Source organism: Aquaspirillum soli (assembly GCF_054781915.1).
The window spans coordinates 27,207-45,975 of sequence record NZ_BAAGTM010000011.1 but is presented as its reverse complement, the minus strand read 5'-3'; the positions used below and the strand labels follow the sequence as shown (position 1 = coordinate 45,975).

Genomic DNA, 18,769 nt, shown 5'->3' with positions numbered 1-18,769 from the left:
AACGGGAGGAAATCATTATGCCGGATCATCTATTGGAAAGCGGAGACTCACCGGAGTTAGAGGCGCTGTTTGACAGCGTGGCACATCAAGGACAAGGCCCTGCGCCTGTGCCCACTCCCGTTGCGATGGCGCCCAGTCCGTCTTTCGATACTGGCTCAGGCGATAGTCCCGAATTAGAGGCGCTGTTTGATAGCGTAGCGCAATCTGCTCATGTACAAACAGCAGTTGTCATACCGCCTCCTATACCGGTTGCTGCTCCCGCCCCATCTTCCCCTTCGGGCGATAACCCCGAACTTGAAGCTTTATTCGATAGCATTGCTCAAGCCGCCCATGCCCCCGTTGCGCCCCCTCCGCCAGCACCGGCACCGGTTTCAATGGAAATGGAAGGGGACAACCCTGAACTTGAGGCGTTGTTTGATGCGGTGGTGCAACAGACACATGCCATGCCAGCAGCGGCACCGGTATCAAGCCCTGCGCCCAGTCCGGTGAATGAATCCAACACCTCGGATCGTGAGGCCGTGATGTATTCCCGTGTCGGTCAGCTAACACGGAAATTCCATGACGCATTACGCGAGTTGGGCTACGACAAATCGCTGGAACGGGCCGCTTCCGCCATTCCTGACGCAAAAGATCGTCTGCAATATGTCGCGACCATGACCGAACAGGCCGCCGAACGGGTGTTAAATGCCACCGATCGCGCTAAACCCTTGCAAGATGAGATGGAGCGTCAGGCACAGGCGTTGTCGCAAGGTTGGCAACAGTTGTTCGACAATAAATTGTCGGTTGAAGAATTCAAATTATTGGCGACAAATTCGCATCGCTTCTTAAACGAATTGCCATCAAAAACCCAAGCAACAAATCAACAACTAATGGAAATCGTGATGGCACAAGATTTCCAAGACTTGACTGGCCAAGTCATCAAACGTGTCTTGAACATGGTGCAGCAAGTCGAAGGTGAGCTGGTTGAGTTTTTGATGGAATATTCTCCTGAGCGAGAGCCAGAACAATGCAGTACAGGTCTGGAAAACGGGCCAGTGATCAATGCCACTGGGCGTACCGATGTCGTTGCAAATCAACAGCAAGTGGATGATCTATTAGAAAGCCTTGGCTTCTAGGGTTCTCGAGAAATTGACCGACACCCGCCCCAGATATCTAAAAATTATAGTGAAAGAGGAACCCCATCATGAGCGACTTCGCCGGAATGGAAGAACTATTGCAAGACTTTCTGACCGAGTCGTCCGAATTGCTGGCCGATGTCGATAACAAACTTGTCGAGCTAGAGAAACGACCTGGCGATACGAATTTGTTAAATGACATTTTCCGTGGGTTCCACACCATCAAAGGCGGAGCGGGCTTTTTAAATGTCGCTTCTCTGGTGTCGTTGTGCCACCGTACGGAAAACTTGTTCGACAAACTCCGTAATAACGAATTGCAACTCTCGGTACAGTTAATGGACGTCATCATGGATGCCACAGGCACAGTCCGTGATATGTTCGATTATCTGGCACAACGCCGGATGCCACCGAGTGCCGACTCTAATTTATTAGATCGCTTAGAAGGCGCCTTGCGTGGTGAAGCAGCAGCACCGCCCCCAGTTGCCGCCCCCCCTGCACCAGCACCGGTTGCGCCCGCGCCGGCACCTGCTGCCGCCGCACCCGCGCCAAGTAGCGGCCCAGACTGGCAACAGTTATATCAAGCTGTGGTTGTCCCTGCAGCGGCAGTACCAGCGGTCACCAGTCAGGCAGTCGTTGCCACACCGGCTCCAACACCTGCGCCCGTTGCCACACCAGCCACCGAAGGTGAATTGATTCCTGCCGCTGCCCCACCTGCTCCACCGCCTCCGCCACGGACACAAAACAAACCAAGCGGGATGGTGACTGCAGCACCACAAGAAAACACCATTCGGATTGATACCCAGCGTCTCGACCAAGTGTTGAACTTGTCTGGTGAGATTGGATTAACCAAAAACCGCCTTACCACCCTACGTACTGAAATTCTGCAAGGCAATAACTCGCAAAATACTTTACGTGCGTTAGACGAGGCAGTCAGCCAGCTCGATTTATTAGTCGGTGACTTGCAAAATGCGGTGATGAAAACCCGCATGCAGCCAATTGGCCGCTTGTTCCAAAAATATCCTCGTTTGGCTCGTGATCTAGCACGACAGTTAGGCAAAGAAGTTGAGTTGGTCATTTCGGGTGAAGAGACCGAACTCGACAAAACCATGATTGAGGATCTTAACGATCCACTGGTGCACTTGGTACGTAATGCGGTCGATCATGGTGTTGAAACGGCAGAAGAACGTATTTCGGTGGGCAAACCTGCCAAGAGCGTGGTTGAACTGTCTGCCACTCAGGTAGGCGACCATATCGTTATTGAGATCAATGATGATGGTCGTGGGATGAATCCTGAGGTGTTGCGTAAAAAAGCGGTGGAAAAAGGGCTGATCGACGCAGAAACCGCCAACAGCATTGACGACAAACAAGCTTTGCATCTTATTTTCTTGCCCGGCTTTTCAACTAAAGATCAAATCTCGAATGTGTCTGGCCGTGGGGTTGGGATGGATGTGGTACGTACCAACATCCAAAAATTAAACGGTCGCATCGACATCAGCTCAGTGATGGGTGAAGGCACACGTTTGAGCATTTCCTTGCCCTTGACCCTCGCTATTTTGCCGGTGTTGGTGGTGAAAGTGTGTGGACAACCCTTTGCCGTGCCGTTGGCAATGGTGCGTGAAATTATCCCTATCCAGAAAAATTCGATTCAAGAAGTCTCTGGCCGCCCAACCATTGTGGTGCGTGATGAAATCCTCCCTGTACGCCCCTTGGCAGATTTATTGAACTGGCCACCGACACAAGACCCTGCTTTTGGTGTCTTGATGCAATCGGCAGAAAAAGCCTTTATTTTGGCAATCGATGCCTTTGTGGGCCGTGATGATGTAGTGATTAAGCCACTACAAAATATCCGTCCTAAAGGTGTTGCAGGTGCCACGCTGTCGGGCGATGGTTCGGTGGTTCTGGTATTGGACATGGAAGATTTATTGTCTGGGAAAAGCAGCGAGTCGAGCTCTCGCGTCAGCAATAACTTAGCCTTGTTTGATGCTTCATAAGTCTTTTTTGAAGGACGGTCATGCCTAGTGCTGCATTTATCGGTAGACAACCGGTGTTAAACCGTAACCAGCAAATTATCGGTTACGAGCTTTTATTTCGTCTTGATGGTCAGGCGGTTACAGCCGACTTCGACAGTGATTTACAAGCAGGAATCAGCGTATTGGCTAACACCTTGGCCAATATGAGCGCAGGTTGGTTGATTGGCAATAAACTGGCTTTTATCAACGTCGGTGAACGAATGTTGATGAGTGAGTTTTTAGAATTGTTACATCCACAACGGGTGGTGTTGGAAATCAATCCTTCCATCACCTGCAATGAAGAAGTAATCCAGCGGGCGAAGCGTTTACGGGCACAAGGCTTTGGTATTGCACTCGATGATTTTGCCTTGGGCACCACGCAAGCGCAGCTTTTGGGGATTGCCAACTATGTCAAAGTGGATATTTTGCATGCAGACGTAAACCGTTTGCCGCAAATTAGCCAAGACTTGCGTAAACACGCGGTGATCCAACTGGCCGAAAAAGTAGAGACCCGCGAACACTTCCGCTTAGCGCGCGATGCAGGGTTTGATGGCTTCCAAGGACACTACTTTGCACGCCCAGAAACATTATCTGCCAAAACCATTCACCCCAATCTGTCGAATATCATCGTCATTTTGAATTTACTGCGTAAAAATGCAGAGATTCCTGATATTGAACGGGCGATGAAGGCCGATGTAGCAATGTCGTATAAGCTATTCCGCTACATCAATTCAGTCGGATTTGCTCTGTGCAGTGAAATCACCTCGATTCGACAAGCGTTGACCTTGCTTGGTTATCAAAAACTCTACCGGTGGCTGACCTTGTTGTTGGTCTCTGCTGGCGAAGAAGCCGGCTTACCTCCAGCTTTATTGAAAACCACCGTGACACGCGGTCGTTTTGCCGAGTTAGTGGGACAATCCATCCGCCATCGCTCTAACAATGATGACTTGTTTATCACGGGCATGTTCTCTTTGCTGGATGTGATTTTAGATATGCCAATGTCGGAAGTATTAGACAATATGCTGTTACCTGAAGAAGTCCGCGAAGCGTTGTTAGAACGCCGTGGCTTGTTTGGTACGGTATTACAACTGATCGAGGCATGTGAAGATCCACAAATGACACAGGTACAGGCACTGAGTGAACAACTCGGTTTATCGGCCAACGAGATCAACCAAGCGCATGTCAATGCTTTGGCGTGGGTGGAAGAACTCGGTATCTAAGTCTCTTGGAAATATGATTTTCGACAGCGGCACCGTTTCCTACGGCTGCCGCTTCTTTATTTGCGATACACAAAAAATGAATTGTATTGTTCTCGATACCGCAACCGAGTGGGTTGCATTAGGGGTCTATGCGCATGGCCAGCTATGGCAAGCTGATGCCCATATCAAGCAAGGTCATGCGGAATACACCTTGCCACAACTGCGACAATTGCTGGAACAGGCGAATCTGACTTTAGCTGAGATCGATCTGATTGTGGTAGGCAATGGGCCCGGTGCTTTTACTGGTTTACGCATTGGTTGTGGTTTAGCACAGGGATTGGCTTTTGCTCACCATCTACCGTTAATGCCCGTTTCAACCTTAGCCGCCGTGGCTGCGAGTACAGAGGCAGATTATCCATTGGTCGCAATGGATGCGCGGATGGGCGAAATCTATTTCGCTGCCTATCAAGCGGGTGCATGGCAACAACCGATTGTGTCTCCTCAACTGACCACACCAGAACATATTGCTGCCTTGCCTACTCAGGCATGGACAGGCTGTGGCACAGCATGGTCGGTCTATACAGAGGCCTTGCAACAAGCAGTACAAGACAGCCCGCTCACTATCAGTCCGGTTTCAGTTCCTAGCTCTGCCGGTCTGCTGCGATTGGCGTTGTCGGGACAATTCTCAACCGTATCTGCCGAACAACTGTCGTTGTTGTACCTGCGCGATAAAGTGGCACTGAAAACCCATGAACGACACTAAGGCTCGGCCACAATGTATTTTCTCACTGGCAGAATCGGATTTACCTGAATTGGCCATCATGGCGGCAGAAGCACAAATCGGTGCGTGGACATTGTCGCAATTAGTTAGCTCTTGGCAAGCAGACCACCTTATTATCGGCTTGCGATGGCAACAACAGTGGGTAGGATTTGCGGTGTTATTGCCCTTGCCTGATGAAGTGGAATTATTGGAAATCGTGATTGCGATACCACAACAACGGCAAGGATGGGGACGCTATTTATTAAGCCAGTGTGAAGCATGGGCAATCCAACAGGGTAAGGAACGGATGCTATTAGAAGTACGCGTCAGCAATCAGCCTGCCCGTGGTTTATATCAAAGTCTAGGTTATCAAGAAATTGGGCGACGTCGAGGGTATTACCCTTTGCCTGAAGGTGGGCGCGAAGACGGGCTGGTGTTAGAAAAAATCTTGCCATTACAGGACGCAACATGACCCCAGAACAACAATTTGTTTTAGAGGCAATGGGCGTAACCCCACTCTGGCACTCACGCCATGCCCCGCCTATCGCTGCCACTGCGGCACCCATACCGCCGGCGGCTACCGTATCAGATACAACAGCACTCACCGCAGCGCCAGCAGTCGCCACTGTCGCACCAGTCATAGCGTGGGAAAGCCTACAACAACAGGTTCAACAGTGCCAAAAGTGTGGCTTGGCACAGACCAGAAGCCAAACCGTATTTAGCCGAGGGTCAACGCAAGCGAAGTGGATGATTATTGGAGAAGCCCCCGGCGAACAGGAAGATAAACAAGGTTTACCATTCGTTGGGCCTGCGGGTAAGTTGCTCGATGCAATGTTGCATGCAATCGGGTTAGATCGAGAACAGGATGTCCTGATTGCGAATATTTTGAAATGTCGCCCACCGGGAAACCGCAACCCACAGCCAGCAGAAATCGCCGCTTGTTTTTCATATTTGGAAGCACAGATTGATTATGTCAAACCAGCGATAGTGATAGCCTTGGGGCGCTTTGCCGCACAAACTTTATTAGAGACCGATTCAGCCATCAGCCGTCTGCGTGGGCGGGTACATCGTTGGCGTGATATTCCTTTGGTGGTCAGTTATCACCCTGCTTATTTATTGCGCAATCTACCTGACAAAGCGCGGGCATGGGAGGATTGGTGTTTAGCGCGAGAAGTGATGTCTTAGTGGTTTCGGATGTTGCTTTGATACGAAAAAAGCCTCCAAACGGAGGCTTTTTTCGGTATCTGTCGAGAAACAATCGGCTTATTTGAGCTTAGTTTCTTTATAGATGACGTGCTTGCGTAAAACGGGATCGTACTTCTTGATCTCCATTTTTTCAGGCTTGGTACGTTTGTTTTTGGTTGTGGTGTAGAAGTGACCAGTACCACCGGTCGATTCCAGTTTAATTTTTTCACGCATGGTGATGAAACCTTCCTACTGTCAGATTTCGCCGCGTGCACGCAGATCTGCGAGCACAACGTCGATACCGTTCTTGTCGATGGTACGCAGGGCCGCATTGGACACACGTAAGCGTACCCAGCGGTTTTCGCTCTCAACCCAGAAACGACGATACTGCAGGTTGGGCAGGAACCGGCGCTTGGTCTTATTATTGGCATGGGACACATTATTCCCAACCATCGGACGCTTGCCGGTGACTTTGCAAACTCGCGCCATGAGAGTTATCTCCAGAAACCGATAAAAACCGTCTTTATATCATGAACTAGCAGCTTCACTCAAGCCAAACATGACGACGCAAACACCCTGATGATGAAAATATTGGCAATTTTTGGTGCATGAACTGCATTCGGCGAGGGAATAGGTTTTATCTTGTTGAGTCAATAGTTTGGTTAGCGCAAGGTGCATTGAGAGTGCGCCGCTTTCGGGTTACAATTACCAATTCCATTAGCCCCCGTACTCTCTAATGACCAAGTTTATTTTTGTGACCGGCGGCGTTGTCTCCTCTTTGGGTAAAGGCATCGCCGCCGCGTCTATTGCGGCGATTCTCGAATCTCGTGGCCTCAAAGTCACCATGTTAAAACTCGACCCGTATATCAACGTCGATCCGGGTACGATGAGTCCATTTCAACATGGCGAGGTATTTGTCACCGAAGACGGTGCAGAAACCGACCTTGACCTCGGCCACTATGAGCGTTTCATCAAAGCCCGTATGAAGCGCAGCAATAACTTCACCACCGGCCAAGTTTACGAGTCTGTCATCACTAAAGAACGTCGTGGTGATTACCTGGGCGGCACGGTGCAAGTCATCCCTCACATCACCGATGAAATCAAAGCCAAAGTGCGCGAAGGCGCGGGTGATGTGGATGTGGCGATTGTTGAAATCGGCGGTACAGTGGGTGATATCGAATCGTTGCCTTTCTTAGAGGCCATTCGTCAAATGCGCTCGCATTTGGGTCGCAAAAACACCTTATTTGTCCATCTGTCTTACGTGCCATTTATCGGTGCAGCAGGCGAGATTAAAACCAAACCAACGCAACATTCTGTGCGTGAATTGCGTGAAATTGGTATCCAGCCTGATATTCTGCTGTGCCGCATGGATCGTCCATTACCCGATGAAGAACGTCGCAAAATTGCCTTGTTCTGTAATGTCGAAGAATCGGCGGTCATTGGTTGTTACGATGCCACCTCGATTTACAAAATCCCTGGCATGTTACATACCCAAGGCATCGATGACATTATCAGCGAACAATTCCAACTGGACTTGCCGGCGGCTGATTTATCAGCATGGGATCGCATCGTCCATGCCTTGGAGTTCCCAAAGGACGAAGTCAATATCGCTATGGTCGGCAAATATGTCGATCTGACCGAATCCTATAAATCACTGTCTGAAGCCTTAATTCATGCAGGGATTCACACCAAGTCACGCGTCAACATTCACTACATTGATTCTGAAGAAATCGAACGCAATGGCGCACAAAGTCTGAAAGACATGGACGCCATCTTGGTGCCGGGTGGCTTTGGTAAGCGTGGTGTAGAGGGTAAAATTTGTGCGGTGAAATTTGCCCGTGAACACAAAATCCCCTATTTGGGTATTTGTTTAGGGATGCAAATTGCGCTGATTGAATATGCTCGTGACGTCGCTGGGATGCAGGGCGCTAATTCAACAGAATTTGATCTCGAAACCGACTACCCTGTCGTGGCGCTGATTGATGAATGGGTCAATCACGATGGTAAAGTCGAAAAACGTGATGAAAACTCCAACCTTGGCGGCACCATGCGCTTGGGTGGTCAAGAGTGTGATTTAGTGAGCGACAGCCTTGCTGCCACAATTTATGGTGCCGAGCGAATCGTCGAGCGCCATCGTCATCGTTATGAAGTCAACAATCACTATGTTGAACGCTTGCAAAGCGCTGGCTTGGTCATCAGTGGTCGTTCGGTGGGTGCTGAAAAATTGGTTGAAACGATCGAATTGCCTGCGGCAACCCATCCGTGGTTCTTTGCTTGTCAGTTCCATCCCGAATTTACTTCCACGCCGCGTAATGGTCACCCTTTGTTCATTGCGTATATCAAAGCCGCTTTAGCTCATAAAACAGCTAAAAAAGTGAAATAAATCAAAGGTCTGACCTATGCAATTATGCGGATTTGAAATCGGTTTGAACCAGCCACTGTTTTTGATGGCAGGCCCTTGTGTGATCGAGAGTGAGCAATTCGCTTTGGATACAGCGGGTCGTTTGAAAGAGATCACCACTGAGTTGGGCATCCCTTTTATCTACAAATCCAGTTACGACAAGGCCAACCGCAGTTCTGGACAGTCGTTCCGTGGTTTAGGCATGGAACAAGGTTTACGCATTCTCGCCGAGGTGAAACAGCAAATTGGCGTGCCAGTCGTGACCGATGTGCATACCGAAGCCGAAGTACCAGAAGTCGCCAGCGTGGTGGATGTTTTACAAACCCCAGCATTTTTATGTCGGCAAACCGATTTTATCCGCGCAGTTGCTCAATCCGGCAAACCAGTGAATATCAAAAAAGGCCAGTTTCTTGCCCCAGAAGATATGACACAGGTTGTGGCAAAAGCCCGTGCAGCAGCACAAGAAGTGGGCCTAGATGATGACCGCTTTATGGTGTGTGAACGTGGTGTGTCCTTTGGTTACCACACTTTAGTATCAGATATGCGTAGCTTGGCCATCATGCGGCAAACCGCCTGCCCAGTGGTGTTTGATGCCACACACTCGGTACAACAACCGGGTGGCTTGGGTCATGCGTCAGGGGGTCGCAGTGAATTTGTCCCAGTATTGGCCCGTGCCGCAGTGGCGGCAGGGGTGGCAGGGCTGTTTATGGAAACCCACCCTGAACCAGCTAAAGCCTTATCTGATGGCCCGAATGCTTGGCCGTTGTCGCGAGTCGCCGAACTGCTGTATACCCTGCGTGAGATTGATGCTTTGGTCAAACAGCGTGGGTCGTGGCCAGAAGACATGGCCTGATCTGTACCTAATTTTTTCTTCCTACCTATAAATAGGGACTTTTGAATGAGCTCGATTATTGATGTGATCGCCCGTGAAGTGTTGGACTCGCGTGGTAACCCAACCGTAGAAGCTGATGTGTTATTAGAATCGGGTGTGATGGGACGTGCTGCAGTGCCTTCTGGTGCCTCCACCGGTGAAAAGGAAGCATTAGAACTGCGCGATGGTGACAAGGGCCGCTATTTAGGTAAAGGCGTGCTCAAAGCGGTAGAACATATCAATACCGAAATTTGTGAAGCCTTAGTGGGTTTGGATGCCGCTGATCAAAGCTATATCGACAAAGTATTGATCGAATTGGATGGCACCGATAACAAAGGCCGTTTAGGTGCGAATGCAATTTTAGCCGTATCAATGGCCGTGGCACGTGCAGCTGCGGAAGATGCTGGCTTGCCACTGTATCGCTATTTGGGTGGTGCGGGCCCAATGAGCCTGCCAGTACCGATGATGAACGTGATCAACGGTGGTGCACATGCTAACAATAGCTTGGACATCCAAGAGTTCATGATTATGCCAGTCGGCGCAGGTTCGTTCCGCGATGCCTTGCGTTGTGGCGCCGAAATTTTCCATACCCTGAAAAAAATCTGTGCCGATAAAGGGCACTCGACAGCGGTGGGTGATGAGGGTGGTTTTGCTCCTAATCTGGAAAAGAACGAAGACGCGCTGAAGCTGATTTTGGAAGCGATTGAACAAGCAGGCTATGTCGCAGGCCAAGATGTGTTGTTAGCTTTGGATTGTGCCAGTTCTGAGTTTTATAAAGATGGCAAATACCATCTGGCTGGTGAAGGCTTGTCGTTGACATCGGAAGAATTTGCTAATTACTTGGCAACCTTAGCCAGCAATTACCCGATTATCTCCATCGAAGATGGCATGAGCGAGCATGATTGGGCCGGTTGGAAAATCTTGACGGACAAGCTCGGTCAAACCGTACAGTTGGTTGGTGATGATGTGTTTGTGACCAACCCAAAAATCTTGGCTGAGGGTATCAAAGCCGGTATTTGCAACAGCCTGTTAGTAAAAATCAACCAGATTGGTACCCTCTCCGAAACGCTGCAAGCAGTGGATTTGGCAAAACGCTCTGCGTATACCAGTGTGATGAGCCACCGTTCTGGTGAAACCGAAGACAGCACCATCGCCGATTTAGCAGTAGCAACCAACTGTATGCAGATCAAGACCGGTTCGCTGTCTCGTTCTGACCGGATGGCCAAATACAACCAGTTATTGCGCATCGAAGAAGAACTGGGCGATGCCGCAACCTATCCTGGTCGTGCTGCTTTCTATCATTTAAAGTAAGCTGCCACGATGCGTAGTGTTACCCTGATCCTGATCGCCCTGATTGTTTCCTTACAATGGCCCATGTGGTTTGGTAAGGGCAGTTGGGTCAGGGTAATGCAGATTGATAGCCAACTGGTTGAACAACGGCAAGAAAATGAACGCCTGTTGGCGCGCAATCAGGCGCTCACCGCCGAGGTGGCAGACCTTAAACAAGGGACAGAGGCCATTGAAGAACGTGCTCGCAGTGAGCTTGGTATGATTAAATCGGGCGAAGTGTTTTTCCAGTTGCTAAATAAAGAACCTTAATTCCCTAACCCTCTGTGTCGTGCGTTGTTGTCCCCAACTCCATGCCTTATAAATGCTCCACCATGACACCTACCGAAATTGCCAGAGAAACTCTCCTCCGCCTTGCCACTGAAAAACTGGCACCGACTCCTGAAAACTACACCCGCCTCTACCAAGAAATTGCAGGGTTACAAACCGAACCAATCACTGATTCCGCCCAACCCGATTGGGGACATCTATTACAACACTCGCTTCCTGCCGATCATCCGCATGCCGAGGTTGAACGCGACCGGATTCAACAAGCGCTCAATGAACGCGATTGGTTAAAAGCAGTGCGCTATGCCTGTGAGTATGGGCAGGAACGGGTGTTGGCAAACAGTATCGGTCAAGAGTGGGGAACCCTGTTTGAACGCTTTGTACAAGAATGGGAAGCCCATCAACCCGGATTAACCCAATCTAAAAAACGCCAAGCGTTACAGCGTGTGCTCGCCATGCAAGCGGGGGCAAGCCCAATTCAGCTGTATCAAAAACTGAATAATTTGGTGCAGGGCTGGGCCAAGCCGATGGATAAAGCCCCAGCACTTCCCCCAGTAGCAGCCGATCTATTGTCGTTGGGCATGGAAGATTTAGAAGCGGAGGCTGAACGGGCTGCCGCCGGTGGGCTCACGTTGTTACCCCCTGAATTACCGGTGGGGTGGGAACGGTGGCGAGCGATGTTGGCCGAGACCTTATACCAAGGCGTGGCACCCCGTTTTCATGGTTTCCCTGAATTACAGCATGAACTCGAGCATGTCTCACGAACCTTGGATGGGGTATCAAATTTAGATGAGCAAGAGTTGCTTGCCCGCAATCTGAAAAAACTGTGGATTAAAACGGCGATTCACCAGCAACATGAAGAAAGAATCGTCAATGGCTTGGTCAATTTACTTGATTTACTGTTAGAAAACTTAGATGAACTTGCGGGTTCCGACCGCCATCTAGGGGGACAAATCGAGGCAGTCCGTACGCTATTAACGTGCGAAGTGATGACCATGCGGGCGATTTATCAGCTCGAGGCCTCACTGAAAGAGGTGATTTATAAACAGGGTTTGTTAAAACACAGCCTCAATCAGGCCACCGACTCGTTACGCGACATGCTAAACACATTCACGCAACGCTTATCGATGATGGTTGACCACACCGATCAATATCAAAATCGGATTCAGGGTTACACCGAACAGCTGCAAACCGCACAAGACCCGATTGCCCTTGGTCAGATTGTCGATTATTTAATGAGCGATACGCGTTCGATCCAAGTAGATTTGGTCAGTGCCCGCGATGAATTGCTAGCCACACGACAACGGGTGGAAAGCGCAGAATATCGAATTCAAGAGCTAGAACAAGCCTTAGATGCTGCGAGTGCAAAGATTAAAGAAGACCAACTGACCGGTGCCTATAACCGGCGGGGTCTGGAAGAAATTTTTGCCCGTGAGCGCGCACGACAAATCAGCACTGGCCGTCCTTTATCATTGGCGTTGATTGATATTGATAACTTCAAACAACTCAACGACCGTTATGGACATTTGGCAGGGGATGATGCACTGAAACATCTGGTGGCAATTGCACAAGAAAAATTGCGCCCAACAGATGTCGTCGCTCGTTTTGGCGGCGAAGAATTTGTGGTGTTAATGCCAGAAACATCGATTGTGCAGGCGCTCGATATTATTCGACGCTTACAACGCGAATTGACCAAAGCCTTTTTTATGGCAAATAACGATCGCTTGGTGCTGACATTTAGCGCAGGGGTAGCGGCATGTGGGACGGAAGAAACCGAGATCGAGATTATTGATCGTGCCGACCGTGCCATGTATGCCGCTAAAATGGCTGGAAAGAATCGGGTTTTTGCAGCCAATGAGAACGGTGTCGATGAAGAGGGCTCGTTTTCAGCAGAGCCGCCCTTACTCTAAGGATTTAAGGCGCTGCCCGTTCCGAAACGGGCAGGCTTCACACGTCGAACAATAGTGTTTTCGCGAGGCGCCGTTAAGCATCCCCCCCGCCTTTTTTCATCACCTTACCCGCCTCAGCGCGGCTGCGGCGCACCGCTTTCGGGTCAGCAATCAGTGGGCGGTAGATTTCAACCCGATCACGTTCCCGCAACACCGTATCGCTTTTAATTGCCTTGGAAAAAATCCCCAACTTTAATTGGGTCGGATCAATTTCAGGAAATTGCTGCAAGATGCCTGATTGCTCCACGGCTTGTTGCGCCGTTGTTCCTTCTTCAACTATCAGTTTTAACAAGGCTTGCTGTTCTTGTTTTGCATAGACCACTTCGATTTGAATTTTTGCCACAACAGTTTTCCTCAATCATCACCATACAAACGGTCGGCTTCTTGAATAAAAGCATCGACTAAGGTACCCATGATGCGGCTAAACACTGGCCCAATCACTTTTTCTAATAATTTGCTAGAAAACGTGTATTCCAGTCGAAATTCAATTTTGCATCCCTCGCTACCCAAGGGGTGAAAACGCCAGCCACCACCAAAATTTTCAAATGGGCCATCGACCAACACCATATCAATCGTGTTCGGGGGCGTGTTGTGGTTGCGGGTGGTGAAATGCTGGCGGATTTTCAGATAGTCGATATACAGGCTGGCAACCAACTCATTGCCTTGGCGCGAAATCACCTCACCTTTGGCACACCACGGTAAAAATTCGGGATAGCGCTGCACCTCATCTACCAATTGAAACATCTGCGCTGGGGTGTGCATGACAAGAACGGTTTTTTCTATCGTTGGCATAACTTTGGCAAAACTCATAAAAAGTTGATTGGCAAACTCAGAGCTTGACTTTTCCTTCCCGCGCTAAACCTCGGGAAGGCGGTCAAAAACTGGTACACTGGCAGATTATTTGCCTGTTTTGACAGGGGTAAGCGTCGTGAGCATCGTACAAAATAAAAAAGCAACCCATGATTATTTTATCGAAGAACGCTATGAAGCGGGTCTCGTCCTTGAAGGTTGGGAAGTGAAATCCATCCGTGCCGGTAAAGCACAGATTAAAGAAGCGTATGTGATTCTAAAAAACGGCGCTTTTTGGCTATTGGGTAGTCATATCACGCCGCTCTTGAGTGCTTCTAGCCACGTCCACCCCGACGCCACCCGCACCCGCAAGCTGTTACTCAAACAAAACGAAATTAACAAGCTGATTGGCTTAGTCGAACGTTCGGGCTACACCTTAGTGCCGTTAGATTTGCACTATTCCCGTGGGCGTATCAAAGCCAATATCGGTTTGGCGCGTGGTAAAAAACAACACGACAAACGCGAAAGCGAAAAAGAACGCGAATGGCAACGTGAACGGCAACGAATCATGAAGGTTCACAACCGTTAATCGTTTCGCCTACTCTTTCTCTCTCTGACTGTGATAAACATGGATAAAATCCTCATTCTTGATTTTGGGTCACAAGTTACCCAACTGATCGCCCGCCGTGTGCGCGAGGCGCATGTCTACTGCGAATTGCATTCGTTTGATATGTCGATCGACGACATCCGTGCTTTTGCTCCCAAGGCGATTATCCTCTCTGGTGGGCCAAATTCGGTCTATGAATCGGACTACCAAGCCGACCCTGCTTTGTTTGAACTGGGTGTGCCAGTATTGGGGATTTGCTACGGTATGCAATGGATGGCCCAAACTTTGGGCGGCAAGGTTGAATCCGGCGATACACGCGAATTTGGCTATGCACAAATCCGCGCCCGTCATCATTCGAAATTGTTAGAAGGTCTGCAAGACAGCATCACCCCAGCCGGTGAAGGCTTGTTGGATGTGTGGATGAGTCACGGCGACAAAGTGACCGAGCTGCCAGCAGGTTTCAATGTGATTGCTGAAACACCGTCTTGCCCGATTGCGGCGATGGCAGACGAACAACGCCAATTCTACGGCGTGCAGTTCCACCCTGAAGTCACGCATACCAAACGTGGCACAGAAATGTTGCATCGCTTTGTGCTGCATATTGCCAATGCAAAACCAAGCTGGACCATGCCAAACTACATTGACGAAGCCGTCGCTAAAATCCGCGCCCAAGTGGGTGATGAGGAAGTGATTTTAGGCTTGTCCGGCGGAGTGGATAGCTCGGTGGCAGCAGCGTTGATTCATCGTGCCATCGGCGATCAACTGACTTGTGTGTTTGTCGATCATGGTCTGTTGCGTTTGAACGAAGGCCAGATGGTGATGGAAATGTTCGCGCAAAACTTAGGCGTGAAGGTGATCCATGTCGATGCCAGCGCGGCATTTATGGGCAAATTGGCTGGCGTGACCGACCCTGAGCAAAAACGCAAGATTATCGGTGCAGAGTTTGTCGAGGTATTCCAGTCCGAGGCGAAGAAACTCGATAAGGCCAAGTGGTTGGCACAAGGCACAATCTATCCTGATGTGATTGAATCGGCAGGAGCAAAAACTAAAAAAGCGCACACCATCAAGAGCCATCACAACGTAGGGGGCTTGCCTGAAACGTTGAATTTGAAATTGCTCGAGCCGTTGCGTGAGCTGTTTAAAGATGAAGTGCGGCAGTTGGGTGTGGCCTTGGGCCTACCGGCTGAGATGGTCTATCGTCATCCTTTCCCGGGCCCGGGTTTGGGTGTGCGGATTCTCGGTGAGGTGAAAGCGGAATATGCACAGTTGTTGCAACGTGCAGATGCGATCTTTATCGAGGAGTTGCGTAATACCATCGATGAGAAAACAGGTAAGAACTGGTACGACTTAACGAGCCAAGCGTTTGCGGTGTTCTTGCCGGTGAAGTCGGTGGGGGTGATGGGCGATGGCCGCACTTATGAGTGGGTGGTGGCGTTACGTGCAGTGGTGACAAGTGACTTTATGACCGCTCATTGGGCGGAGCTGCCTTACAGCCTGTTAGGCCGTGCGTCGAACCGTATCATCAATGAGGTACGCGGTATTAACCGTGTTGTCTATGATGTATCCGGCAAACCACCGGCAACGATTGAGTGGGAATAACCACACCGTTAGCACCTGCCAGTTTTTAGCCCGCGTTGAGCGGGCTTTTTTGTCTCTTTATCTTTATCAGGTGCGCACAGGTTTGCCCACGCACTACCAATACCCAGTATGCCGGCTGGCGCGTCATAGGGAAACCACAAAAATCACTTAACATAAAAAGCTTTGACAGCAATTACCTTTGCCGAAGAAATATTGTCAAATGCACCAAAAAAGATACAAATCTATTTGGCACAGCTGAAAAGGGAGGTGATAATTCCAAAATCACGACTTCTTTGGATCAATTATGTTTTCCTCCGGTTCGCACAAACTCAAACCTCTGTTATTGGGTTTTGTCTTGTCAATGATTGTGTTGCTGCTAGCGCAGTCTTGGGGGATTAGTTATCAACTCTCTAAAGTGGCGCAAATCAGTCAACACGAACACCAGTTCGCCAATGCTTTGATTCAAAACATGAAAGATGTACGTTTTCATGTGGTTCAAATTCAGCAATTTCTAACTGATGTCAGTGCAACAGGCGACCGCGATGGCTTTTCTGATGCCAAAGAACACTACGGCAACGCCGTGAGTAAATTGCAGAAGCTCGCAGAAATCGACCCTCAACACGCGAATCAAGCCACAGAAGTGCAAAAAGCCTTAGACATCTTTTACCAAACAGGCCAAAAGATGGCCGAGGCTTATATTACCCAAGGTCAAGCAGCCGGCAATTCTTGGATGAAGCAACCACAAAGTGGATTTGACGACCGAGCAGAGCAACTCACCAAACATTTGGAAACCCTGCAAGCAGGCGTAGAAAAAGAAACCGAAAAGATCATTCAAGAGAGTCAGTCAGAGATTGAGGCTTCTCGAAACCTACTTTTAGGCAGTAATGTCACGTTGATCGCCTTGGTTTTGCTCGGTGGTTGGCTGCAATATCGCCGCGTATTTCACACCTTGGGCGGTGAACCGATTGATGTCATGCGCCGCACGGCAGACATTGCCGCCGGTGATTTGCGCCAGCCAACTGACCAGTCAGAATACCAACAAAAAGATACCTTATTTGCCGCCCTATTTGACATGCAGACACAACTGCGCAAGATGGTTGGCCACATTGACGGATCCTCCAAAGACATGCGAGAACACGCCGACGTGTTAAGCAAATCGGTTTTTGCCGTTCAACAAGCCAGCCACACCCAAAGCGAAGCCTCGCGCGGCATTGCAGTGGCGGTAGAGGAGGTGTTGCAAAGCATCACTCAATTAGCGAATCAAATGCACGCTGTGCAATTGGAAGCACAAGACGCGGATAATGCGGTGGAAACCTGTGCTGGTTTCATTTCTGGAACAGCCGGTAATGTTCAGCATTTGGCTGAGGAAATTTTGGCATCGAGTCTCACCTTGGACAATTTACAGGCACAGGCCAACACCATTGTGAGTATTACCCAAACAATTCACGATATTGCCGACCAAACTAATCTGCTGGCATTGAATGCAGCAATTGAATCAGCCCGTGCGGGTGAGGTGGGGCGAGGGTTTGCAGTGGTAGCTGATGAGGTGAGAAAACTGGCGGAAAAAACCAGCTCGGCGACGGTGGACATCAGCCGGCAAATTCAGGTCTTACAATCGGGTATCAGCCGAGTCGTCAGCGAGATGAAGAATAAGGTCAGCGTCACCGAAACAAGCGTAGCCCAAAGCCAACAAGCCACTCAATCTATTCTTGGGGTGAAGCAGAATGCTGAAAGTATTCGCGTGCATCTAGACAGTATTGGTTTTACGCTCACCGAGCAAAAACAGGCAATTCAAGACATTGCGCAGCGAGCGGAGGTTATTTCGACGATGACTGAATCTAATCAGATGAGCATCGATCAAACCGCACAAGGGGCGAACGCACTCAATCAAAATGCCCAAAGTTTGCAACTTGCCGTTTCAGCTTTCAAACTTTAAAAAATCCAGCGGTACCATCCCCGCGCTAATTAGCCCGCATTAAGCGGGCTTTTTTGTGTTCTTATTAAGGTGGACAAAATTTTGCTCGGATTTCAGCGACTTGTTATAAGATTTGCAATCACCTTAGAGTAGAGTATTACCCCACAAATTAAAAGATCTGAAACACCAAATTTATGTTGTGCGGTTTCGAAGTGCATGATCATTTTTTCAATCTCCTCTTTGCTATAATCCTTTGCACTCCTCAATTTCTTTAGCTCATCAGCAGACAGATTGTTTATATAGGATATTTTGATCTCAAAGGTTTCTTCTGGTTTCGATCGAAACGCTACATTTATTTCTTTTTCTTACAAGAAACTTTCTGCAATATGCACGTTATAGTTTCTGAGCATTTTCATTATGTGAAATAATGGGTTCGGCTGTTTATAAATAATGTAATTTTCGCGCTTTAGTTGTTTGAAGTTTTGCTCTATAAACTCATCTATTCCAGCAAACTCTGCTAGGGCGGCTCTAGTGTAGCCAGTTGATGATTGCACACCTATGTTTGAAGCCATATAAATAGCCGAGCAAAATCGATCATATAGATCACTGAATTCTTTTAGCCCCTCATCTGGTGTTGGAGTGCAGAGATAGCCATATTCCATTTTTGGAAATAGCGAATAGTCTAGATTCATTGCTTATAACGTTTGAATTCACCGACCTGCACGGTTTTTCGCGCAGCTCCGGTGGAATGATAGGTTAGAAATCGGATTTCTAAAT

At 49.1% G+C, this 18,769-nt stretch carries 19 protein-coding genes; 14 read left to right on the top strand and 5 right to left on the bottom strand.

All coding sequences use genetic code 11. The features are described 5' to 3' along the window. Positions 1-17: 17 nt before the first annotated feature. The 6 genes from cheZ (at position 18) to ACYVJG_RS10000 (ending at position 6,268) form a co-directional block, all read left to right on the top strand. Positions 18-1,115, top strand: a complete 1,098-nt coding sequence (gene cheZ, locus ACYVJG_RS10025; protein WP_460430932.1) for a protein phosphatase CheZ — start codon at positions 18-20, stop codon at positions 1,113-1,115. Between the two features lie 68 nt (positions 1,116-1,183). Then, positions 1,184-3,106: a chemotaxis protein CheA gene (locus tag ACYVJG_RS10020; RefSeq protein ID WP_460430931.1), complete on the top strand. Its 1,923-nt coding sequence runs from the start codon at positions 1,184-1,186 to the stop codon at positions 3,104-3,106. A gap of 20 nt (positions 3,107-3,126) precedes the next feature. After that, positions 3,127-4,344: an EAL and HDOD domain-containing protein gene (locus ACYVJG_RS10015; RefSeq protein WP_460430930.1), complete on the top strand. Its 1,218-nt coding sequence runs from the start codon at positions 3,127-3,129 to the stop codon at positions 4,342-4,344. Positions 4,345-4,420: 76 nt separating this feature from the next. Further along, on the top strand, positions 4,421-5,086 hold the full coding sequence (gene tsaB / locus ACYVJG_RS10010) for a tRNA (adenosine(37)-N6)-threonylcarbamoyltransferase complex dimerization subunit type 1 TsaB (RefSeq protein WP_460430929.1): 666 nt from the start codon (positions 4,421-4,423) through the stop codon (positions 5,084-5,086). Continuing rightward, a complete protein-coding gene (locus ACYVJG_RS10005; RefSeq protein ID WP_460430928.1) occupies positions 5,073-5,555 on the top strand; it encodes a GNAT family N-acetyltransferase in 483 nt (160 codons plus the stop codon). The genes tsaB and ACYVJG_RS10005 overlap by 14 nt, the downstream gene beginning before the upstream one ends. Beyond that, positions 5,552-6,268: a uracil-DNA glycosylase gene (locus ACYVJG_RS10000; protein ID WP_460430927.1), complete on the top strand. Its 717-nt coding sequence runs from the start codon at positions 5,552-5,554 to the stop codon at positions 6,266-6,268. The genes ACYVJG_RS10005 and ACYVJG_RS10000 overlap by 4 nt, the downstream gene beginning before the upstream one ends. A 78-nt stretch (positions 6,269-6,346) precedes the next feature. Here ACYVJG_RS10000 and rpmG read toward each other — a convergent pair whose 3' ends face one another. Both rpmG and rpmB read right to left on the bottom strand, forming a co-directional pair. Next, on the bottom strand, positions 6,347-6,502 hold the full coding sequence (rpmG, locus tag ACYVJG_RS09995; protein ID WP_460430926.1) for a 50S ribosomal protein L33: 156 nt from the start codon (positions 6,500-6,502) through the stop codon (positions 6,347-6,349). A 21-nt stretch (positions 6,503-6,523) separates the two neighbouring features. Then, the gene (gene rpmB, locus ACYVJG_RS09990; RefSeq protein WP_022652720.1) at positions 6,524-6,757 is read right to left on the bottom strand and encodes a 50S ribosomal protein L28; all 234 of its coding nucleotides are present in this window, start codon (positions 6,755-6,757) and stop codon (positions 6,524-6,526) included. A gap of 247 nt (positions 6,758-7,004) precedes the next feature. On the opposite strand from rpmB, the gene ACYVJG_RS09985 reads away from it, so the two are divergent. The 5 genes from ACYVJG_RS09985 (at position 7,005) to ACYVJG_RS09965 (ending at position 13,064) form a co-directional block, all read left to right on the top strand. Continuing rightward, positions 7,005-8,651 carry a CTP synthase gene (locus ACYVJG_RS09985; protein ID WP_460430925.1) on the top strand — a complete coding sequence of 549 codons (1,647 nt, stop codon included), beginning with the start codon at positions 7,005-7,007 and terminating at the stop codon, positions 8,649-8,651. 16 nt (positions 8,652-8,667) lie between these two features. Further along, positions 8,668-9,522, top strand: a complete 855-nt coding sequence (gene kdsA / locus ACYVJG_RS09980) for a 3-deoxy-8-phosphooctulonate synthase (protein WP_460430924.1) — start codon at positions 8,668-8,670, stop codon at positions 9,520-9,522. A 45-nt stretch (positions 9,523-9,567) separates the two neighbouring features. After that, positions 9,568-10,851 (top strand): phosphopyruvate hydratase, encoded by a 1,284-nt coding sequence (eno, locus tag ACYVJG_RS09975; protein ID WP_460430923.1) that lies wholly within the window; start codon positions 9,568-9,570, stop codon positions 10,849-10,851. A gap of 9 nt (positions 10,852-10,860) precedes the next feature. After that, a complete protein-coding gene (ftsB, locus tag ACYVJG_RS09970; RefSeq protein ID WP_460430922.1) occupies positions 10,861-11,139 on the top strand; it encodes a cell division protein FtsB in 279 nt (92 codons plus the stop codon). Between the two features lie 62 nt (positions 11,140-11,201). After that, positions 11,202-13,064, top strand: coding sequence for a GGDEF domain-containing protein (locus ACYVJG_RS09965; RefSeq protein ID WP_460430921.1), 1,863 nt, complete (start codon positions 11,202-11,204; stop codon positions 13,062-13,064). Between the two features lie 73 nt (positions 13,065-13,137). Here the strand turns inward: ACYVJG_RS09965 and ACYVJG_RS09960 are convergent, their stop codons facing one another. Both ACYVJG_RS09960 and ACYVJG_RS09955 read right to left on the bottom strand, forming a co-directional pair. After that, complete coding sequence (locus tag ACYVJG_RS09960; protein WP_460430920.1) at positions 13,138-13,446, bottom strand: RnfH family protein; 309 nt, start codon at positions 13,444-13,446, stop codon at positions 13,138-13,140. An 11-nt stretch (positions 13,447-13,457) separates the two neighbouring features. Next, positions 13,458-13,895: a type II toxin-antitoxin system RatA family toxin gene (locus ACYVJG_RS09955; protein ID WP_027405064.1), complete on the bottom strand. Its 438-nt coding sequence runs from the start codon at positions 13,893-13,895 to the stop codon at positions 13,458-13,460. Between the two features lie 136 nt (positions 13,896-14,031). Between ACYVJG_RS09955 and smpB the strand changes: the two genes are divergently transcribed. From smpB to ACYVJG_RS09940, 3 genes are all read left to right on the top strand, one after another. Then, positions 14,032-14,481: an SsrA-binding protein SmpB gene (smpB, locus tag ACYVJG_RS09950; protein ID WP_022652712.1), complete on the top strand. Its 450-nt coding sequence runs from the start codon at positions 14,032-14,034 to the stop codon at positions 14,479-14,481. A 33-nt stretch (positions 14,482-14,514) separates the two neighbouring features. Continuing rightward, positions 14,515-16,098: a glutamine-hydrolyzing GMP synthase gene (guaA, locus tag ACYVJG_RS09945; RefSeq protein ID WP_460430965.1), complete on the top strand. Its 1,584-nt coding sequence runs from the start codon at positions 14,515-14,517 to the stop codon at positions 16,096-16,098. 283 nt (positions 16,099-16,381) lie between these two features. Continuing rightward, complete coding sequence (locus tag ACYVJG_RS09940) at positions 16,382-18,013, top strand: methyl-accepting chemotaxis protein (protein ID WP_460430919.1); 1,632 nt, start codon at positions 16,382-16,384, stop codon at positions 18,011-18,013. Between the two features lie 344 nt (positions 18,014-18,357). Here ACYVJG_RS09940 and ACYVJG_RS09935 read toward each other — a convergent pair whose 3' ends face one another. After that, entirely contained in the window at positions 18,358-18,684 is a 327-nt protein-coding gene (locus ACYVJG_RS09935; protein ID WP_460430918.1) for a hypothetical protein, read from the bottom strand. Positions 18,685-18,769 lie beyond the last annotated feature (85 nt).

Coding starts and splice junctions, on each gene's coding strand:
- ACYVJG_RS09955 (WP_027405064.1), bottom strand. CDS start 13,895: ATGCCAACGATAGAAAAAACCGTTCTTGTCATGCACACCCCAGCGCAG.
- cheZ (WP_460430932.1), top strand. CDS start 18: ATGCCGGATCATCTATTGGAAAGCGGAGACTCACCGGAGTTAGAGGCG.
- ACYVJG_RS09985 (WP_460430925.1), top strand. CDS start 7,005: ATGACCAAGTTTATTTTTGTGACCGGCGGCGTTGTCTCCTCTTTGGGT.
- ACYVJG_RS09935 (WP_460430918.1), bottom strand. CDS start 18,684: ATGAATCTAGACTATTCGCTATTTCCAAAAATGGAATATGGCTATCTC.
- tsaB (WP_460430929.1), top strand. CDS start 4,421: ATGAATTGTATTGTTCTCGATACCGCAACCGAGTGGGTTGCATTAGGG.
- eno (WP_460430923.1), top strand. CDS start 9,568: ATGAGCTCGATTATTGATGTGATCGCCCGTGAAGTGTTGGACTCGCGT.
- ACYVJG_RS10015 (WP_460430930.1), top strand. CDS start 3,127: ATGCCTAGTGCTGCATTTATCGGTAGACAACCGGTGTTAAACCGTAAC.
- kdsA (WP_460430924.1), top strand. CDS start 8,668: ATGCAATTATGCGGATTTGAAATCGGTTTGAACCAGCCACTGTTTTTG.
- ACYVJG_RS09940 (WP_460430919.1), top strand. CDS start 16,382: ATGTTTTCCTCCGGTTCGCACAAACTCAAACCTCTGTTATTGGGTTTT.
- ACYVJG_RS10000 (WP_460430927.1), top strand. CDS start 5,552: ATGACCCCAGAACAACAATTTGTTTTAGAGGCAATGGGCGTAACCCCA.
- ACYVJG_RS09965 (WP_460430921.1), top strand. CDS start 11,202: ATGACACCTACCGAAATTGCCAGAGAAACTCTCCTCCGCCTTGCCACT.
- ACYVJG_RS10020 (WP_460430931.1), top strand. CDS start 1,184: ATGAGCGACTTCGCCGGAATGGAAGAACTATTGCAAGACTTTCTGACC.
- ACYVJG_RS10005 (WP_460430928.1), top strand. CDS start 5,073: ATGAACGACACTAAGGCTCGGCCACAATGTATTTTCTCACTGGCAGAA.
- rpmG (WP_460430926.1), bottom strand. CDS start 6,502: ATGCGTGAAAAAATTAAACTGGAATCGACCGGTGGTACTGGTCACTTC.
- ftsB (WP_460430922.1), top strand. CDS start 10,861: ATGCGTAGTGTTACCCTGATCCTGATCGCCCTGATTGTTTCCTTACAA.
- rpmB (WP_022652720.1), bottom strand. CDS start 6,757: ATGGCGCGAGTTTGCAAAGTCACCGGCAAGCGTCCGATGGTTGGGAAT.